The 18,455-nt window shown below is 59.6% G+C and carries 18 protein-coding genes and 1 pseudogene; 6 read left to right on the top strand and 13 right to left on the bottom strand.

The features are described from left to right. Window positions 1-47 precede the first annotated feature (47 nt). From NXC24_RS30035 to NXC24_RS29985, 11 genes are all read right to left on the bottom strand, one after another. On the bottom strand, window positions 48-707 hold the full coding sequence (locus tag NXC24_RS30035) for a GntR family transcriptional regulator (RefSeq protein ID WP_104826988.1): 660 nt from the start codon (window positions 705-707) through the stop codon (window positions 48-50). 27 nt (window positions 708-734) lie between these two features. After that, on the bottom strand, window positions 735-1,619 hold the full coding sequence (locus NXC24_RS30030) for a dihydrodipicolinate synthase family protein (RefSeq protein ID WP_104826987.1): 885 nt from the start codon (window positions 1,617-1,619) through the stop codon (window positions 735-737). A gap of 149 nt (window positions 1,620-1,768) precedes the next feature. Then, on the bottom strand, window positions 1,769-2,752 hold the full coding sequence (locus NXC24_RS30025; RefSeq protein ID WP_104826986.1) for an ROK family protein: 984 nt from the start codon (window positions 2,750-2,752) through the stop codon (window positions 1,769-1,771). Next, a complete protein-coding gene (locus NXC24_RS30020; protein WP_104826985.1) occupies window positions 2,749-3,474 on the bottom strand; it encodes a ribulose-phosphate 3-epimerase in 726 nt (241 codons plus the stop codon). Before NXC24_RS30020 ends, NXC24_RS30025 begins: the two co-directional genes overlap by 4 nt. Beyond that, window positions 3,471-4,298 carry an alpha/beta hydrolase gene (locus NXC24_RS30015; RefSeq protein ID WP_104826984.1) on the bottom strand — a complete coding sequence of 276 codons (828 nt, stop codon included), beginning with the start codon at window positions 4,296-4,298 and terminating at the stop codon, window positions 3,471-3,473. The genes NXC24_RS30020 and NXC24_RS30015 overlap by 4 nt, the downstream gene beginning before the upstream one ends. Next, entirely contained in the window at window positions 4,298-5,116 is an 819-nt protein-coding gene (locus NXC24_RS30010; protein WP_104826983.1) for a sugar phosphate isomerase/epimerase, read from the bottom strand. The genes NXC24_RS30015 and NXC24_RS30010 overlap by 1 nt, the downstream gene beginning before the upstream one ends. Next, window positions 5,116-6,192 (bottom strand): Gfo/Idh/MocA family oxidoreductase, encoded by a 1,077-nt coding sequence (locus tag NXC24_RS30005; protein WP_104826982.1) that lies wholly within the window; start codon window positions 6,190-6,192, stop codon window positions 5,116-5,118. Before NXC24_RS30005 ends, NXC24_RS30010 begins: the two co-directional genes overlap by 1 nt. Window positions 6,193-6,202: 10 nt before the next feature. Continuing rightward, window positions 6,203-7,021 carry a sugar phosphate isomerase/epimerase gene (locus NXC24_RS30000; protein WP_104826981.1) on the bottom strand — a complete coding sequence of 273 codons (819 nt, stop codon included), beginning with the start codon at window positions 7,019-7,021 and terminating at the stop codon, window positions 6,203-6,205. Window positions 7,022-7,025: 4 nt separating this feature from the next. After that, window positions 7,026-7,862 (bottom strand): carbohydrate ABC transporter permease, encoded by an 837-nt coding sequence (locus NXC24_RS29995; RefSeq protein WP_104826980.1) that lies wholly within the window; start codon window positions 7,860-7,862, stop codon window positions 7,026-7,028. Further along, on the bottom strand, window positions 7,859-8,743 hold the full coding sequence (locus NXC24_RS29990; RefSeq protein WP_245464075.1) for a sugar ABC transporter permease: 885 nt from the start codon (window positions 8,741-8,743) through the stop codon (window positions 7,859-7,861). The genes NXC24_RS29995 and NXC24_RS29990 overlap by 4 nt, the downstream gene beginning before the upstream one ends. Window positions 8,744-8,792: 49 nt before the next feature. Further along, window positions 8,793-10,127 carry an ABC transporter substrate-binding protein gene (locus NXC24_RS29985; protein WP_104826978.1) on the bottom strand — a complete coding sequence of 445 codons (1,335 nt, stop codon included), beginning with the start codon at window positions 10,125-10,127 and terminating at the stop codon, window positions 8,793-8,795. Window positions 10,128-10,306: 179 nt separating this feature from the next. Here NXC24_RS29985 and NXC24_RS29980 point away from each other — a divergent pair, with 179 nt between their 5' ends. Together NXC24_RS29980 and NXC24_RS29975 are read left to right on the top strand one after the other, a co-directional pair. Then, window positions 10,307-11,455, top strand: a complete 1,149-nt coding sequence (locus NXC24_RS29980) for a Gfo/Idh/MocA family oxidoreductase (protein WP_104826977.1) — start codon at window positions 10,307-10,309, stop codon at window positions 11,453-11,455. A gap of 21 nt (window positions 11,456-11,476) precedes the next feature. After that, the gene (locus NXC24_RS29975) at window positions 11,477-12,430 is read left to right on the top strand and encodes an alpha/beta hydrolase (RefSeq protein WP_104826976.1); all 954 of its coding nucleotides are present in this window, start codon (window positions 11,477-11,479) and stop codon (window positions 12,428-12,430) included. Between the two features lie 18 nt (window positions 12,431-12,448). On the opposite strand, the gene NXC24_RS29970 is transcribed toward NXC24_RS29975, so the two are convergent. After that, a complete protein-coding gene (locus NXC24_RS29970) occupies window positions 12,449-13,483 on the bottom strand; it encodes a LacI family DNA-binding transcriptional regulator (protein WP_104826975.1) in 1,035 nt (344 codons plus the stop codon). A 205-nt stretch (window positions 13,484-13,688) separates the two neighbouring features. Then, complete coding sequence (locus NXC24_RS29965) at window positions 13,689-14,564, bottom strand: sugar-binding domain-containing protein (RefSeq protein WP_245464201.1); 876 nt, start codon at window positions 14,562-14,564, stop codon at window positions 13,689-13,691. A gap of 267 nt (window positions 14,565-14,831) precedes the next feature. On the opposite strand from NXC24_RS29965, the gene NXC24_RS29960 reads away from it, so the two are divergent. The 4 genes and pseudogenes from NXC24_RS29960 to NXC24_RS29950 all read left to right on the top strand — a co-directional run bounded on the left by NXC24_RS29960 (window position 14,832) and on the right by NXC24_RS29950 (window position 18,397). After that, window positions 14,832-15,773 carry a tagatose-bisphosphate aldolase gene (locus NXC24_RS29960; protein ID WP_104826973.1) on the top strand — a complete coding sequence of 314 codons (942 nt, stop codon included), beginning with the start codon at window positions 14,832-14,834 and terminating at the stop codon, window positions 15,771-15,773. Beyond that, the gene (locus NXC24_RS29955; protein WP_104826972.1) at window positions 15,766-17,178 is read left to right on the top strand and encodes an ROK family protein; all 1,413 of its coding nucleotides are present in this window, start codon (window positions 15,766-15,768) and stop codon (window positions 17,176-17,178) included. Before NXC24_RS29960 ends, NXC24_RS29955 begins: the two co-directional genes overlap by 8 nt. A gap of 186 nt (window positions 17,179-17,364) precedes the next feature. Further along, window positions 17,365-17,472, top strand: a pseudogene (locus NXC24_RS36310) (hypothetical protein); the annotation flags it as partial. Window positions 17,473-17,509: 37 nt separating this feature from the next. Continuing rightward, window positions 17,510-18,397 carry an ABC transporter substrate-binding protein gene (locus tag NXC24_RS29950; RefSeq protein ID WP_348632780.1) on the top strand — a complete coding sequence of 296 codons (888 nt, stop codon included), beginning with the start codon at window positions 17,510-17,512 and terminating at the stop codon, window positions 18,395-18,397. Window positions 18,398-18,455: the final 58 nt, after the last annotated feature.

The following is an 18,455-nucleotide window of genomic DNA, read 5'->3' as shown; positions in this document are numbered from 1 at the left end:
GTTCCTCCTCCTTTGGCCGAAATCTCCTCATTTGCGGCCTGTTTCATTCAAATCTTCAGTGCGCGGTCCCTTGCTCCGTTGATGTGCGAAACGAGAGATGCGACGGCATCCTCTGCGGATCGTCTTTCGATCGCCTCAAGCACTTGCAGGTGCTCGTTCATGACCGGCCCGACATGGCCGTTGATGCGGAAACGATCCTGGCTGATCAGGCGCATCTTGATCGAATTGACACGATAGGCGTTCGAAATAATCGTGTTGCCGAGCGAGTCGATGAAGGCGTCATGCATGCCCCAATCCACCGATTGCGCATGGACCTCAAGCTCCTGCGAGGCTTCGCCAGACTGGATGGCGGCGGCGATATCGCGATGCTGTTTCAAGAGTTTGGCAATCGTTTCGTCCGAAGCCGTATGGGTGAAGAGCGCGACGGCTTCCTTTTCCAGAAAGATGCGTAGCTGAAACGCCTCGCGGATCAGATTGAGATCGATATGGGCAATTTGGAGCCCGCGCTGCGGCACCGTCTTGATCAAACCTTCGGCTTCCAGCCGCGGGATCAGCTCACGGATGGCGCCAAGCGGCAAGCCTGTGAGTTCCACGAGCCTGCGCTGCGAGACGAATTCGCCCGGCCGCACATCGCGAGCAAGCAGATGGTGGGTAAAGCTAGCATAGGCTTTTTCCCGTAAGGTCGGCTGCTCGTTCACGCCGTCCATTCGTCCCTCTCTCCCTCTCCGGTCCGCTTAAGCCGCCTTGGATCTGAAAAGCGCATTGAACGCGCCGGCAAGATGTTTCTGTCCTTCGTCGGATATTGAAACGAGCGGCGGGCGAACAGCAAGCCAGATTTCATCCCCGGAGAGTTGTGCTACCATAACTTTGACGGCCGCAGTCACCGGAAATTTCAGCAGCTCCGGAACAAAATCCACGACGCGCGGATCATCCTTTCCCTCTTCAGCCATCAGCCGGATTTCACGGGGGACGAAATTTGCCATCCCGGAAATCGCCCCCTGGCCGCCCAACCGAACGCCCCTGGCGAGGTGCCGTTCATCGCCGATCAGGATGATGAGATCGCCATGCGCCTTCAATAGCGACTCCGTGAACGGCCAATCGCCGGAGGAGTCCTTGACCCCAACGACAATGCCGGGAAAGGCGCTGCGCAGCCTGCCAATCAGCGCCACGGAGAGCGGCACCATGGTGATGGAGGGAATGTTATAGACGATGATGTCGCGCGCTTTGCCCGCCAGCCGCGCGAATACGGCTGAGAACCAGCGAAACAGTCCTTCGTCGCTGACATTCTTGAAATAGAAAGGTGGCGCTAGCAGGATATTGCGTACGCCTTTCGTAAGCGCAAATGATGCTTGCGCGGCGGCATTTTCGACCGAATCCGCCATGACGCCCACGATAATCTGGTTCGGAGCAATCCCCACATCCAGGAAAGCGTCGAGCACCTCTTCGCGCTCCTGCGTCCCGATGGAGGAGCCCTCGCCGGTGGTGCCGAACAGCGTGAGGCTCGAGCATCCCGACGCAAGGCTCGTCTCGGCCTGCTTGATCATGGGGCCGATCGCGATATCGCCGTTGGTATCGAAGGGCGTCGTGAGCGCGACTGACAGACCGAATTTGCGAGACAAGTTCCATTCCTCCAGATGTGCTGTCAGTACATACAGTACTAACATGTTAGTTGTATAGTCAGAATCGCGCACCCCATATTGGCTCACGAAAAAATCTGTGATGACTGGTGAGAAAACGCGGAATCCGGCAGGCACCGCTGCGCTTGAGATCAGCTCTCGCTAGCCGATGGCGCAGGGTCGGTTTTCGTATCATCTCCCAGGATGAGGCTGGCCGCTCCGATCAGGCCTGCGTGACGCCCGAGTTGCGCGGGGACGATCGGCACGTCGCGATAGGCCGGCATGGCGCGATCGTGAACTGTCGCCGCAATGGTGTCGTGCAGGAGATCGAAACCGTGAGATATCCCGCCGCCCATCACCAGAATGTCCGGGGAGTAGAGGTGGAGCAGATTGGTGAAACCGATCCCCAGCCAGCGAGCCTCCGCACTCAGCAGTTCCAGCGCAAGTATGTCGCCATCTCGCGCGGCGTCGACAACATGGCGCCCGGTCACTTCGGCATTAGCCGATAGGTTGCGCAGCATCGAACCGTCGGATTGGCGGGTCCGCGCCGTTGCCCGCCTGCCAAGGGCCGTTCCCGAGGCTACGGCTTCAAAACAACCGATCGCACCGCAAAAGCAGCGTTCGCCTTCGTTGGTGATCGTCATGTGGCCGATTTCCCCAGCCAGGCCGCGCCTGCCATGCAAGGTTCGCCCGTCAACGATCACGCCGCCGCCGATGCCGGTCGACACCGTGACGAAGACCATGGATCGCGCGCCGCGGCCGGCGCCGTATCGCCATTCGCCAAGTGCGGCCGCGTTCGCATCATTTTCAAGCCGGACCGGCAGTTGAAACCGGCTAGAGAGAATGTCTGCTAGTGGAACCTCGTACCACCCAGCGAGCGTCGGCGGAGCAATGACGATGCCGGCTTCCGGATCGAGAGGCCCGGGGGCGCCAATCCCGATCCCAACGGGAAGGAGATCAGGCGTTTCCGCCAGCGCCGTGGCTGCCAGTAGCTCGATCTGCTGGATGACCGCGGACGGTCCTCCCGCCGCATGCGTCGGCACAGCGGAGAATGACAGGAGGCTCCCCTCGCTATCCACCAGCGCAGCGCGAAGCTCCGTTCCACCGAGATCAAATGCAAGGGCAACCTTTTTCACGAAACGCGGCTCTCCAATCCATGGAGCCAAGCCATCCGGTCGCCCAGGTTCTTGTCACCGAAGGCCAGCGATCCGAGGACGACCGTTTGTGCTCCGGCGGCACGCAGGAGCGGCACGGTTTGTTCGCGAATACCGCCATCGGCCGCCAAGATCACCTGATCCTCCCGGCCGGACTGTTTCAGCAGCGAGCGCGCCTCGACCAGCCGATCGCAGGCCTTCTCGGAAAGGCTTTGGCCTTTGACGCCAATCGATGTGCCAAGCAGGGTCACGAAGGCGACATGGTCGATGAACGGCCGGATCGCTGAAACGGGGGTCTCCAATCGCAGGACGACGCCGGCCCCGGCGCCCAGTTTCTTTACCAGCGCAATGGCGCGTAACCCGGCTTCGCCGTTTTCGGCGTGAACGCTGATAAGATCCGCACCCGCTTCGATGAATTGGCGCGTCTGCTCCTCGACGATTTCGGCCTCGACCATCAGATGAACATGGATCGGCCTGGCGGTTGCCTTCGCAATGCGCGCGACGAAATCCGGAAAGAAAAGGAATCCCGGCGTAAAACGCGCATCGGCGACGTCGATATGATGCAGGTCGGCATAGGGCTCTATGCGCCGGAGATCGGCCTCCATGTTGGCAAGATCAGCCGACCACAGCGAGAATTCGCCCAGTAGCCGGTTGCGGGGGAGCGCTGCTATGGCCGCGGGGCCAGAAAGGGTCTTGAGTGTCATGATGGAAAGAGGCTCCGGATGGTCTTGGATGCGAGGAAGGTGACGATAGCGTCCTGAACTTCAGCGAAATGCCGTGCCTTGTCGGCCGGCTTGGAGGTGACTTCGACAAAGCTGGCGCCGGGGATGGTGTCAGCGAGCGTCCGCGCGCAGGCGAGCGGATGGATCGCGTCCTGTTCGTTGCCGATGACGAGGGTAGGAATTGTGAGGGCGGCGGTCTCTGCCTCAGTCACGCCCGTGCCGTCAGCCGCGATGTCGGCCAGCACAGATGCGAAAGCGACCGCATTCGGCCGGTCGAAATAGCCGAGCAGGGAGGCAAAATTATCGGGGGCGTTCGCACGTATGCGCATGCCGATCTCCGAACCGGCGAAGCGTTCCTTCGCTTCTGCGATCGGATGCGAACCAAGCAAGGCCGCGACGGTTCGGACCGGCTCCAGATTGTCGGGTGCGGCGGTAAAGGTCCAGGCGGGACGGACAAGAACGAGGGCTGCGACGCGATCCGGATAGTGGTGAGCGAGGCGGAGGGCAATTGCCGCCCCCATGGAAATGCCGCCGGCGACAAAGCGCTCGAACCCGCGATCCGTCGCCGCGGCCAGCACATCCTCGGCAAACATCCGCAATGAAAAGGGCCTGATGTCGCCGAGCGGTGAGGCTCCATGTCCACGACATTCGACGGTGATGCGCCGCGCCTTTCCGATTGGAAAGGTTTGCGCAACCTGCGCCTCATCGCCGCCCAAGCCGTGCTGAAAGAGGACCGGGAGCCCTTGTCCGCTATCGAAAACGGCCAAGCTGGCTTCACCATGCGTGAACGCCGCGCTTTCGTCCATCAAACCAATTCCTTGAGAAAGGCTGCGACGTGCGGCGCTTCCGCTGCCGAAAGTCCATGCGTGACGAGGGGACCATGGAAGCCGACGGCTTTCAGCCGCGCGACAAAATCGGAAAAGTCCACGATACCCTGGCCGGCCGTGGCAAAACGTCCGTCGGCATAACGATCCTTGGCATGTGCCATGGCGATGTGTCCGGCCGCAGTCTCGACCGCGCGCTCGACAATGGCGCGTGCTTCCGATGGCGTGGCGCTTTCGAAAAGATTGGCCGGGTCGAGGACGATACGCAGCCTTTCCGATCCCATCTCGGCAATCAGTCGCTTGGCGTCCGCCGCCGAGGTTACGATGTTCGCCTGCTCGGGTTCGATGCCGAGATCGACGCCATGGTCTTCCGCCAGCGCCAGCGCCTTCGACATCTCCGCAGCCATGTCGGCCCAGGCCGTGGGATCGCGGTTTTCTGGATGATGTACCCACTGGTCGGTGGGATGGCGCGTGCCGGTGCAGAGTGTGACGAGCGGGATCGAAAGGGCTGCCGCCGTCTCGATGATGACGGCGAGCTGGCTGAGGCCTTTTTGTCGTACCAATATGTCAGGGTGTGCCATGTTGTAGGTTCCCGACAAGGCGGCAAGCGAGACGCCCGCCGATTCCGAGGCCCCGCGGATAGTTGCTACGACCGGCTCGGGAACGGTGTCGGGCGTCGATGGCAGCCCACAGCAGGCGAGATTGAACTGTGTGGTCGCATAGCCGCTGTCGCGCACCGCGGACAGGACGCTGAGAGCATCGGTCCCGGGAAAGGTCTTGGCGAAGATCCCGACCTGCATCAGACGGCTCCCGTCACGGCCGCGAGCTCGACGCGCTCGCCAGTCTCCACCGACCGCGCGACCGCCACCATCGCGCGGATGGAGGCGATACCGTCCTCGACATTGGCGCCTCGCATCGGTGCGCCATTTAGGGCGGTATCGGCGAGACCTTCGAGCTGCCTGCGGAAGAAGTGCCCGTCCGCACCAAGAGGTTTCCTGCTCGTTGCGTCTTTCTCATGAAAGATCTCGACTTCGCTGGAGCGGAAGTACCAGGGATTGAAGGTCTTTGCGAGGACTGAGCCGTTTTCGCCATAGAGCTGGAAACCCTCGTGCCAATCCATGCGAACGGCAACCGTGAGGTCCAGATGGCCGAGGGCGCCACTGGCGAATTCGGTTTCCACAAACCAGCAATAAGCGCCAGCACGTTCCAGCAGGCGCGCGCGCACGGCGACGATATCGCCGCAGAAGAAGCGAGCGGTGTCGACCAGGTGGGAGCCATGCGCCAGCATGAAATATTGCCTGAGATCGGCTTTCGGATTGCCGGCCGGTTTGCGCGCAAGCTTGCTGGTGATGGGAAGCGGCTGCACGGCATCGGTGTTGGTGTAGCGGTGGGTTGAATCGCAATACCATGCCTTCAGCGCAAGGATCTGGCCGATATCGTTGTGAACGAAGTCACGCGCGGCCTGAAGCGCCGGATCAAAACGCTTCATGTGCCCCACCTGCAGGATCTTGCCCGAGCGTTTGACGGCGTCGGCAAGCTCCCCGCCTTCCTCGATCGAGACGCCGATCGGCTTTTCGCACAGTACGTGTTTGCCGGCTTCGAGCGCCTTTATGGACATCGGCACATGGTAGGCGTCCGAGGTAGCGACGATGACCGCCTCCAAATCGGGGTCGGCCAGCATGGCGTCGTAGTCGCTGAACATTTTCTGCGGTTCATAGGTGGCGCCCATGCGCGCGAGCAGATCGGGTGCTGCGTCACAGATCGCGTAGAGATCGGCATTCCTAGCCTTCACGCAGGATTCCAGATGCGCAAACTGGGCGATCGGCCCGCAGCCCAGGACACCGACGCGAAGACGGCGATTTTCTTTTTCGATCATGGTCTTTTCCTTAAATGCCGTGGGTGCGCATCGTCTCGCGATTGGCCTTTATGGCTGCGGCCGGATCAGCCGCTGCCGTCTCGGATTCTTCTTCCAGCACCAGCCACCCGTTGAAGTGCGGTCCCTGTGAAACGAGATCGATCACCGCCGGCGTCTCGAGAACGCCCTTGCCCAGCATCGCCCATCGGTCCTGCGCGTCGACATCCTTGAGGTGTAGATAGCGTATGCGATCCCGGAAGGTGCGCATCGTGTCCAGGATATCGTCATGTCCTCGCAGGATATGGCCAGTATCCGGAACCCAGCCGACCAGTTCGGGATCAAGCAGCGCAAAGATCTGATCGTAGTCGGCTCGGTTGAACAACAGGGTATTGTGATGCGAACTCGGATGTACGGCGACCTCGACGCCCGATGCCTTACCAAGCGCGCCGGCGCGATTGTAGAACTCGGCGGCGATTGCGAACTTGTCCTCCCGCGGCCCCTCCGAGACGATGGTTGCAGAGCCGATCGATATGAGTGCGCCCGGAAACTCTGCGGCGTAGTCGATCCAGCGCTGCGCCGTGGCCAGATCCTTTTCCATCGCATCGGCGACCGTGAAACCGCTTTTGGAGCCGAAGGCGAAGGAGACGAGCTGCAACCCGTTATCCCGCAATGCCCTAGCGAATTCGCTGGGCTTTGTGCCGTAGCGGCCGATCATCGTGTCGGTGATTTCGATGCCCGCATAACCGCCGGCGGAAATCGCGGAGAGCAGGTCGTCCGGCGTGCCTGTCCAGACTTCACCGAGCATTTCCCATGTGAACGTCTGGCAGCCGACCTTCAAATCCCTAGTCATGTCGTCATTCCTTAATTCCGCCTTGCGTCAGGCCTTCGATAATGTGGCGTTGGAAAAACAGGACCAAAACAATCAGCGGCACGGTGACGACCGCTGAAGCGGCGGCGATGTCTCCCCAGGGCACGTAGTATTGGTTGGTGAAATTAGCGATGCCCACCGGGATCGTCTGGCTGTCGCTGTCTGATGTGAAGGCCAGTGCGAACAGAAACTCGTTCCAGGCGGTGATGAAGGCAAGCAAGCCGGTGGTCACGAGACTTGGGAGCGACATCGGCAGGATGATGTGCCAAAGCAGGCCGATCACCCCGACGCCATCCATGCGTGCGGCTTCATCGATTTCGCGCGGGAGCGTTTCGAAATAGCCGAAGAGAACCCAGGTTACGAGCGGTAGCCCCAGCGCCAGATAGGTGATGATCAAGGCTCTGTAGGTGTCCAGAAGTCCAAGCTCGGACGCGATCAGGTAGAGCGGTCCGACGAGCGCGATCTGCGGAAACATCGAGACCGACAGGATGACCATGAGGATTCCAAATCGCCCCTTCACGTCAAGGCGCGACAGCGCAAAGGCGGCAAGCGAACCGACGATCAGGCAGAGAGCCGTGGTCGCGAGCGATACGATGAGCGAGTTCAGAACGTAATGATGCAGGCCTTTTTCGACGAAGGCATTGTAATAATGCTCCAGCGTGAACGGGTTCGGGATGAGCGACGGCGTTCCTTCCGTCAGTGCCTTGTCAAGCTGGAGCGAGGTGGAGAACTGCCACAGAAATGGGCCCGCGGACCAGACGAGAATGAGAAGCGCGCCAACATAGATCATGATGTGCTGCAAGACGGAGCGGCTGCCGTTCATGTCGTCTTCCTCAGTTGTCTGACGAGGAAAAGGCAGAACACCAGGGCGATCACGCCTTCGGTGATGAACATCGCGGTCGAAACGGCCGAACCGTAACCGAACTGCAGCGTCGAGAAGAGCACCTTGTAGGACAGCGTCGAAAGCGTTTCGGTGGAATCGGCTGGGCCGCCGCCGGTGAGCACATAGACCAGATCGAAAACGCGAAATGCATCCAGCGCCCTGAAAAGACCTGCAATGAGCAGGGTCGGCAGCAGCAGAGGCAGGCGGATATTCCAGAAGATCGTCCAGGCTCCGGCGCCATCGATTCGGGCAGCCTCGATCAACGATTTTGGAACGGTCTGAAGACCGGTCAGCAGGAGGAGCGCCATGAACGGCGTCGTCTTCCAGACATCGGCAAGGATAATCGTCGTCAGTGCGGTTGTGGGCGATCCATACCAGTTCACATTCTGATCGATCAAACCGAGCTGGAGCAGGATGAAATTGATGATGCCGTGCTGGCCGTCGAACAGCCATCCAAACATTTTCGAGGTGACGACGGTTGGCATTGCCCAGGGGACAAGCATCGCCGCGCGGACCATGCCTCGACCGCTGAAAGTCTCGCAAAGGATTAGCGCCATGGCGAGGCCGATCAGGGTCTCGAGCCCGGTCGAGGCGGCGGTGAACCAGATCGTATGCCACCACGCATTCCAGAAGGGCGGATCCGCCAAGAGTTGCAGATAATTGGCAAAGCCGACGAAATCGTTGTCCTGCGTAATCAGGGAACGGTTGGTGAAGGAAAGATAGACGCCATTGATGATCGGATAGAAGGAAACCGATGCAAGCGACAGGAAGGCCGGCAACAGCAGGAGCCAGGGCCAGAGGGCGCTCGGAAGCGCCCCCATTGACCTTTGCATCCTGCTGTCGGCGGGGGCCGTCAATGCGGTGGCCATATCATGCGACGATCTTGTTGATCTGTTCGGCGGCAGCGTTGAGCTCAGCCTGGACGTTGCCGCTGACCAAGGCCTTGGAAATGCTCGACTGTAGCGCCAGCGTCACCTTGGCATATTGCGGCGTAATCGGCCGTGGTGTGGCGCCGGTGAAGACGTTTTGAAGGCTCGCCATGAACGGCTGTTCCGCCTTCAGCTTCGCATTTTCGAAGATGGCAGGGCGCGAGGGCGCAAGCCCGAAATTCAAAGCAAGACGCGTCTGGGTTTCCGGAGACGACATCCAGGTCAGGAACTCGATCGCCGCTTCCCGCTTCTTGGAATTGGCGTTGACGCCAAGCTGATAGCCGCCGAGGCACGCAGCACTTTTTCCGCCGGCAAAATGGGGCAGGGGCGCAACCGCGACCTTATCAACGATGTGCGAAGCTTTTGGATCCTGCGCGATCGGATAGACATAAGACCAGTTGCGCATGAACATCGCTTCGCCTGAAGTGAAGGGCTGACGCGAAGGCTCTTCATCCCAGGAGAGAACGTTCTGCGGGCTGATCTTCGTCTTGTTGATCGTGTCGTAGAGGAACTGGATTGCCTCGACCGCTGCCTTCTCGCCGATAACAGACGATTTGCCGTCGGCTGCCAGGATGGAGCCGCCATTCGAGGTGATGACTTCCACGGCATCGCAGATCAGCACCTCGGCCTGCTTGCCTTGCCAGAGATAGCCGAACTTGGCGTCGCCGGCCTTCTGGGCCGCAGCCGCCATGGTTGCCATGTCGTCCCAGGTTTCGGGAACCTTGCCGCCATGCTTTTCCACGAGATCCTTGCGGTAGTAGAACATGCCGGAATCGACGAACCATGGAAGCGCGGTCAGCTTTTCGTTGTAAGTGCAGGCGGCGACCGTTCCGGGGAAATAATCGGCGCGCTTCTCCTTCGGGAAATATTCATCGAGCGGTAGCGCCCAGCCTGCCGCCGCAAAGCCGGCGATCCAGATCACGTCCTGGCTGAAGACATCGGGCGTTCCGTTGCGACGCGCGAGCTGCTGGATCAGGCCCTGATAGACTTCGGTCGACGAACTTGGCGGCGGAAGTTCGATGAATTTGACCATGATCCGGTCCTGCGACTCGTTATAGGCCTTAACGAGATCGCCGATACCTTCCTTGCCGAAGAAACTGGCACTGGCAAAGCTGATCTCCGTACGATTGGCAGCGCGCGCTGTGCGCATTCCAAGACCCGATGCGATGCCGAGGGTAGCCGCACCCGCGGCTCCGAGCAGGAAGTGACGACGGTCAAGCATTGCGGAATCTGCAGCCACATTCGAAGCGGTCGGCGCTTTCTTGAAATCGGTCATGTTTCCCTCCCAGGAAAGACTGGCGTCCTCCAAAAATCTCCGCGCCAGCATTGGCATATGTTCGATAAACAATTGTCGCGCGTCAAGAAATAAGATGCTTTAAATCACTTTGAAGCGCGTCGGCCCAGGCCGTCCGTCGAGGAGGCGTTGGTTATCCAGTCCGGGGAGGTTTGAGAAATATGGTTGAAAAAACAAAGGGAACGCTTGGCGTCGGGATCATCGGCTGCGGCAACATATCGATGACCTATCTGCGCAATGCCGCGCTGTTTGCCGGTATTGAGCTGCGCGCCTGTGCCGATATTTCGGCTGATGCTGCGGCTCTGCGCGGAAAGGAGCTCGGTATCCATAGCGTCAGCGTCGATCAGCTACTTGCAGATCCCGAAGTCGATCTCGTTCTCAATCTGACAGTACCGGCGGTTCATTTCGAGGTCACCATGTCGGCCTTGTCCGCCGGCAAGCACGTCTTCACAGAAAAGCCGCTTGCAACATCGGCTGCCGACGGTCGGATTTTGGTGGCGGAGGCGAAGAGCCGGGGTTTGCTGCTCGGCTCCGCGCCGGATACGTTCCTTGGCGCTGCGGGCCGGCGGGCGCGTCGCCTGATGGAGGAGGGCGCGATAGGGCGCCCCGTCAGCGGCACCGCCTTCATGATGGGACGCGGCATGGAGCACTGGCACCCCAATCCTCAATTCTACTACCAGCCCGGCGGCGGCCCTGTCTTCGATATGGGACCTTACTACTTGACCATGATGGTGAATTTGCTCGGTCCGGTCGTGCGCGTCATGGCGATGGCGACGAAAGGTCAGGACGAACGTCTCATCACCGCGGAAGGGCCATTCAAGAATACGACGTTCAAGGTCGGTACGCCAACCAACGTTCTGTCGCTGCTCGAATTTCAATCCGGTGCGACCATCAACTTCGGCGCGTCCTGGGATGTGTTCCGCCATTCCAATCATCCGATCGAGCTGCACGGCACCGAAGGCTCGCTGCGGCTGCCGGATCCCGATACATTCGGTGGTACGGTCTCTCTGTCCGAGCGGGGTGCCGAGTGGCGGAACTTCGAAAGTGATGGCGAGCTCTACGGCGAACGAAACTGGCCGTTTGCGGCGCCGGATCGGGCGAACTACCGTATGCTCGGTGTTGCCGACCTAGCGCGTGCACTTGCGGAAAACAGGCCGCCGCGCGCATCGGGGGAACTCGCCCTCCATGTGCTCGAAATCATGGAGGCTATTCTTGCTTCGGGCGAGAGCGGTCAGTCGGTCAGCATCAGCGGTGACTTGGCACGGCCGCCGCTTCTTGGGGAGGACGAAGCGCGCAGTTTTCTGGCCTGACCGCTGCACGGGAGAAGCGACGTGACCGAATACCTTGACGAAGGTGCGCAATGGGTTCTCGATGTCAGCAAGGCGGCGAAGCTGCGACCGCTTGAAGCTGGCACGCCCTTGGAGGCCCGTATCGCCTACAATGCTGGTGGCCCCGCTCTTCAGGGCGCTCGCGAGGCGGTTGCTTCGGTGGAGGACCGCCGGATCAGCGGCCCCAACGGCCCGATCACCCTGCGCATCTATCGCGGCATCGGAGCGCCTTCCAAGGAGGGGCGGGGTCTTCTCTATCTCCATGGCGGCGGCTGGGTGATCGGCAGTCTCGACTCTCACGACGATATTTGCCGATGGTTTGCCAACCTCGCCGAATGCACGGTGATCTGCCCAGACTATCGCCTGGCGCCGGAACACAAATTTCCCGCCGGACTGATGGATTGCGCCACGACACTGGCATTCATGACGCAGGCCGCCACGGAGATCGGCGTCGACCCCGAACGAATTGCGGTGGCCGGCGATAGCGCCGGCGGCAATCTTGCGGCCGTGCTGGCGTTGATGTCGCGTTCAGGCGACGCCCCACGGCTTGCGGCTCAACTGCTCTTCTACCCCAACACGGACGCCACGCAGACGACGGACAGCTATCGCCGATATGGTGAAGGCTTCGGCTTGACCGCCGCGACGATGAAGTGGTTTCGCGACCATTATGTCCGCACCGCAGTCGATATCGTGGATTGGAAGGTCTCACCCGCGCTGGCCGAAACTGTTGCAGGGGCACCGCCGGCATTCATTGCTACAGCCGGGCACGACATTCTCGTGGACGAGGGCATGGCCTATGCCAAGCGGCTGCAGGAGGATGGTGTTCATGTGGTCCAGCGCCATTGGCCAGGGCAAATTCACGGTTTTGTCTCGATGGGAAGATTCATACCGGCCGCGCGGCAGGCTGTGGAGGACGCAATCGCGGCGTGGCGCGGCTTTGAAGGAATTCCCGATTAAGCGAGACTGCGACCCGTTTTATGCCGATTGCCGCATGACCAACGTCCCATCCAGGCTGACTTTGCCCGCGATCGTGCGAACCGGCGCACCCGTATCGCCGAGAAGCGTCAGCAGCGTGTCGACGCTGTTTGCCGTCATGGAGGCAAAATCCTGCGCCATCGTCGTCAGTGGCGGACAAGTGTAGCGGCTCAATGGATGGTCGTCATGGGCCGCTATGCGCAGGTCGTCGCCCTTCTTGCGTCCGACCTTCAGCCGATGCGCGAAAGCGGCAGCCATCACACCAAAGGCCAGACGGTCATTGGCGCAAAGAATGGTCTTGAATGACAGCTTCTTGGCTTTGAGCATCGCGTCCATCTGCTCGTAGCCGACGCGCTCGAAATCCCATGTGTAGGCGGCAATGGTCTTGATCACCACGGGCTCCTGGCCCGAAGCCTTCATCGTGGCGATATAGCTCGCCAATCTCTCCGGGGAATTGTGATTGACGTGGGGAATGTCGAGATAGACCGGCGCCTCTCCAGAGCGGCAGAGATATTCCACGATGGTCGCGACGCTCTGGTAGTTATTGTTGCCGATGAATGGCGTGTTGCCCTCGATATAGGTGTCGAAATAGACGAGGGGAACATTCTGCGTGAGTTTTTCAAACGCGCGCGGATCGGATTTCTGCCCAAGTGGTGCGGCGATCGCGCCCGCCACTTTCAATGACAGCATCGTGCTGACGGCCTCGGCCTCCAGCTCCTGCAAGCCGTGCGAGGAAAACACGATTGGCCAATAGCCTTCATCGCGCAATCGCAATTCCAGGCGGTTGACCATTTCGGCGTAAAAGGGGTCGGTCAGGGCCGGAACGAGAATACCGACATTGCGGGTCCTCTTTCGATTGAGGTTTCGTGCGTAAAGATTTGGCTGGTAGTCCGATGCGCGAAGTGCGGCTTCGATCAGCGCACGTGTCGTCGGCTTCACGCTTGTCGGGTCATCAAAATATTTGGAAAGGGTTGGGCGGGAGACGCCGCAGGATTTCGCAAAATCCTCCATCGTCTTATGTGTCAATTTTTCCATCGAAAGTCGACCGTTTTCAAACCGCTATGCCCGTCCATGATGCGTCGACGCAAAAAGAGGCGCAACGGGAAAACGTAAGCTCCGAGCAAGTTTTTCCGGTCTTGTGTAACCTCAGAACGTTACGTGCGTGAATTTATTATTTGACGTAAAAATGCTTGGCGAGGAGCTATGGCGACCACCACAAGAGAGGTTTTCGAGATTTTTCTCAAGATTTATCGGCAGCGGACAAGCGATCGAGAATGGCCTGCGCCGTATTGGCATCCGTCACGAGAGCATTGATCATGCCCGACCGTGCCGCCCCGATGATGCCGGGCGCCTTGGCAGGGGTTGCAGCAACCGCAATGCACAGGGGAATTCGTTGCAGTTGCTGCGGGGAGGCAGCGATCATGCGTTCCTCGCCATCCCAATGAAGGAGTTCGCCGGCCTCGGTTACGTAATGGCGCAGAACGTCACCCGCCGCATGACTTAAGGCTTTTTCTCCCGGGAGGGCCGCCGTCGCTTCGGAGGGACTTGCGACATGCGTTAAGCCGACGCCGACGATCGCGGCATCCAGCTTGTTCCACAGCGACGTGACCTGCTGAACCGTGGGATCGGCGAGGAAAGCATCGCGCAATTCCGAAGATGAAATGTAGGGGGCATGCAGAAAATGCGGAATTCCCCCCATTTGCTCTGCAGCCTGCCGCACGAACTCGTTGATTTGAAAATGCGGAGCCGCCTGCTGCATTCCCCCGTTGAGAGCAATGGTTGCGATGCCAGGCAACTGCGGCAAGCCGGCAAAGGTAACTTCTCGAACAGCCCGTCCCCAGCCGATGCCGAGCGTCGAACCCGATCGCAGTCCCGCTTGCTGCAACATTGATCCGACCGGCGGGGCGAGGGCGCTGAGGACGTTCGACGACGGTGTATCGATCACGATGGCGTTGCGCAGTTTCAGACCGTCAACCAAGGCCGCCCCCAAATCTTCCGAGGGGGAAAGATCGATCACCTCGATCCGAACGATCCCGGCCGAGCGTGCCTTCTGAAGCAGCCGCGAGACCGTAGCCGTTGATAATCCTAGCTTTTTAGCGATATCAACCTGCGACATATCGGATTGGTAATGCAGCTTCGCAACCGTATGCAGCAAGGCACGGTTCGTTGCAGAGTCCTGCGACTGAGACGAATTCAGATTGAAATTCCTTTCTGCAATGTGTTACACATTTCGGCGTGTGAGGAGTTATCGCTCAAAACGGCCGGTTTCGCAACGATTATGCAGGCTCGTGAGCGCTCTCAATGTTTCGTCGGCCATCCCTCAGAAATTTGGGATGGCACGCACTTCAGCATCCGGTTTGGGACGGGCTAAAGGGAGGAGCAGATGTCGAGATTGACGACAGCCGAAATGCGAGGTTACCAGCAGATTTGCGGTCACGACGGCGCCATGATGGTTATCGCCTGCGATCAGCGCGGCGGCATGCGCAGTCTGCTTGCAAGCGACCCACAGGAGCAGGCCGCCATCTCCGACAAGACCCTCGGCGACACGAAGGCGGATATCGCCATGTTTCTTGCAAGCAAGGCATCCTGTGTTCTCGTCGATCCGATCTGTGCTGTTCCGGCATTGGTGGACGACCGCATTATCAGGCGCGATACCGCACTTCTGATCGGCCTGGATGCTTCGGGTTGGGACACTTCGCCAGAGGGATATCGCCTTTCCAAGCTGGTGCCCGGCATTTCGGCTCGCCGCGTCCGTCAGCTCGGCGCCACCGGGGGCAAGATCATGGTTTATCTCCGCTCCGACCGGGATGAAGCGAACACGCACAACATCGACATCCTGCGCCAATGCATCGAGGACTTCGCGCGCGAGGACCTGCTGCTGGTGGTCGAATTCCTGACATACAGATTTGCGGACGAAGACGAAGCCGACTACAAGTCGAAGCTGCCGTCGCTGGTTGTTGGAGGAAGCAAGATTTGCCTGGACTGCGGATCGAAGGTTCTAAAGATTCCCTATCCTGGCACTGCTGAGGCATGTGCGGAGGTCACGAGGCTGGCAGGGGACGTGCCCTGGGCGGTGCTGTCGGCCGGCGTCGACCATTCGACGTTCCTGCGGCAGGTCGAAGATGCCATGCGCAACGGTGCGTCCGGTGTCATCGCGGGCCGGTCTCTATGGAAAGACTGCATCTCGCTCGACCGTTCCGTCACGAAGGACCGATTGGAAACGGTCGCTGTTCCGCGGCTTCGCGAAATTCAAGCGGTGATCGCGGCACATTTCAAAGGCGTCAAGTCTGAAGGTCTCGGCCAAGGACAGAAAGCAGATGTCTGAATTAGCCATTGGCGTGGACATTGGCGGCACGAATATTCGTGCGGCTCTCGTCTCCAAACGGGGCGAAATCCTCAAAAAGCTGTCGGAGCGGACACCGACCGATCCCAGGCAAGTCTTTGAGCGCATCAAGGCGATAGTAGGTCAACTCGATGCGGCTGGTGTTGTTGGCCTTGGCGTCGGCATTCCTGGCCGAGTCGACATTGCAAATCGCTCGGTCCTATCCGGCGGCATCTTGAATTTGGCCGGCATGGACTTCGTCGATCAGTTGGAGACAAGCCTCGGCAAGAGGGTCGTCATCGAAAATGATTGCAGCATGGCGCTCATCGCCGAAATGCGTGTTGGTGCTGCCAGAGGCTTTCAAAGTGTCGCCATGCTGACCATCGGCACGGGGATCGGCGGCGCGGTTGCCCATGACGGCAGCATCTATCATGGCCATAGGACTGCCGGGCAGTTGGGTCACATCTGCGTCCGGCACGATGGTCCGGAATGCGCGTGCGGAAGACGCGGTTGCGTGGAAACCTTCAGCTCGGGAACGGCGCTGCGCCGGCACATAAACGAAGCGGGTCTATCGGCAGCATCCATTGCCGATGTTTTTGAAATGGCCTCAAACGGAGATGCGACGGCCAGGGCAGTGTTACACGCCTGGGCGGCGCCTTTGCGTACAGCGCTCGACAACATCGCTGCAACGATGGATCCGGAAATCATCATATTGGGAGGGGGCCTCGGTTCCGATGCGGCTCGAGCCCTCGCAGATCTCCCCGCGGTGGCGCCATGGTTTCGCCCGGCGATCCTGCCGGCCAAACTCGGAGATGACGCCGGGATAGTCGGTGCCGGCCTGGCGACGTTTTCAGACGCCTTCCGCTGTGCCGAAAAGCGTGTGGTGCTGGTCAATGGCGTGCCGGCCTCGGGAAAAAGCCGCCTCGCCAAATTGCTGTCGCAACGCACGGGATGGCCGGTCCTTTCCCTCGACGGCATCAAGAACCCGTTCCTGGAGCACATTGGCGGCGTCGACCGGGAGTTCAATCGGACACTCGGAAAGGCGAGCTACCAGGCGATTTGGTCGACCATTCGCGAGGCTCCGGCCGGCTCCACGTTCATCATCGACGCATGGTTCGGCTTTCAGCCCAAAGCCGTGCTTGAGGCCTATATCAAAGACGCGGGCATCGATCGCGTCGCAGAACTTTGGTGCAAGGTGCCCGGTGTCGTTGCTGGCGACCGCTATGCCCGTCGCTTGAAAGACAGGCTGCCCGGACATCCGGGAGCGGACTATATCCCGGAACTGGTGGCGCTCGCCGATCGTGCCGAACCTATGGAATGTGGTCCATGGATGACAGTTGACCAAACAAAGGAACCGGATATGGACGAAGTAACTACCTGGATTTCGAAGGTGTTCGGCCAGGCATGAAAATACCCGCCTCCCAGGCGGCCGACAAAAGCGATATCCGACTTCAAACCGCAGCGCGACACTCCGTCGGCGGCAGGGTGCGGCGCTTTGCCAATCGCATTGATTGGTTAACTATTTCAAATAGATAACGGAAATTCGTTACAGAAAAAAATTACTTGACGGCCCGCTGTAAGCCGCTGATTATCCATTGCGCCGGACAGGGGAGGTCTGGTTTCAAGAGGAGGAAATTATGGAGCGCCGTTCATTTCTTAAGGCCACCGCTGTGGCAACGCTTGCCACCGGTGTTTCGGCTGTTGCCCGCACCACCAAAGCCGCAGACAAGAAGTTTACGATTGCACTTATTCCAGGCCTGACGACGGATGCCTTCTATATCACCATGCGCAAGGGCGCCGAAGCCGCCGCCAAGGCGGTCGGTGCTCAGCTCATGTTCCAGGGCGCATCCGACTTCAATCCGGTCACACAGGTTCCAGTTCTCGATGCCGTCATTGCCAAGAAACCGGATGCGATCCTGATTGCGCCGACCGACAAGGACCAGTTGGTCCAGCCGCTGAAGAAAGCCGCCGATGCGGGTATCCCGGTCATCACCGTCGATACATTCATCGGTACCGGCGTTTATCAAACGGGCAGCGGCGATGCCGATTTTCCGCTTTCCTACATTGCCTCGGACAACCTGCTCGGCGGCGCCATTGCTGCGCGCGCGCTTGCCAAGGCTGTCGGTGAAAAAGGCAAGGTCTACGTTTCAAACGTCAAGCCGGGTATCTCGACGACGGACCAGCGCGAGCAGGGGTTCAAGGACGAGATGAAGAAATATCCAAACATCACTGTTCTGGAAACACAATACAACGACGACGATGCGAACAAAGCGGCGTCGCAGCTCCAGGCCGTCTATGCCCGTAATTCGGATCTTGACGGCGTTTTCGGTGCCAACCTCTTCTCCGCTCTCGGCGCCGCAAACGGGGTGCAGCAGGCGGGCCAGACAGGCAAAATCCGCGTTGTCGCCTTTGATGCACCGACGACAATCGTCGACAATATCAATTCCGGCCTCGTTGATCTCGCGATTGCCCAGCATCCAGCCGAAATTGGCTACTTCGGTGTGATGGCGGCCTATGCGCATCTGACTGGCAACTCGATCCCGACCTCTATCGGTACCGGTTTCACCGTCATCGACAAATCGAATGTCGCCGATAAGAACGTCGCGAAATTTATCTACTCCGATTGATCGGATGAAGTCTGGCGCCTCGCTCAAGGGCGAGGCGCATCTTTGATCATAGTAGAGG

The sequence above is a fragment of the Rhizobium sp. NXC24 genome, assembly GCF_002944315.1.
In the GTDB taxonomy this organism is placed as follows: domain Bacteria; phylum Pseudomonadota; class Alphaproteobacteria; order Rhizobiales; family Rhizobiaceae; genus Rhizobium.
The sequence above is the reverse complement of the archived record's forward strand: the minus strand, read 5'-3'. Positions and strand labels throughout refer to the sequence as shown.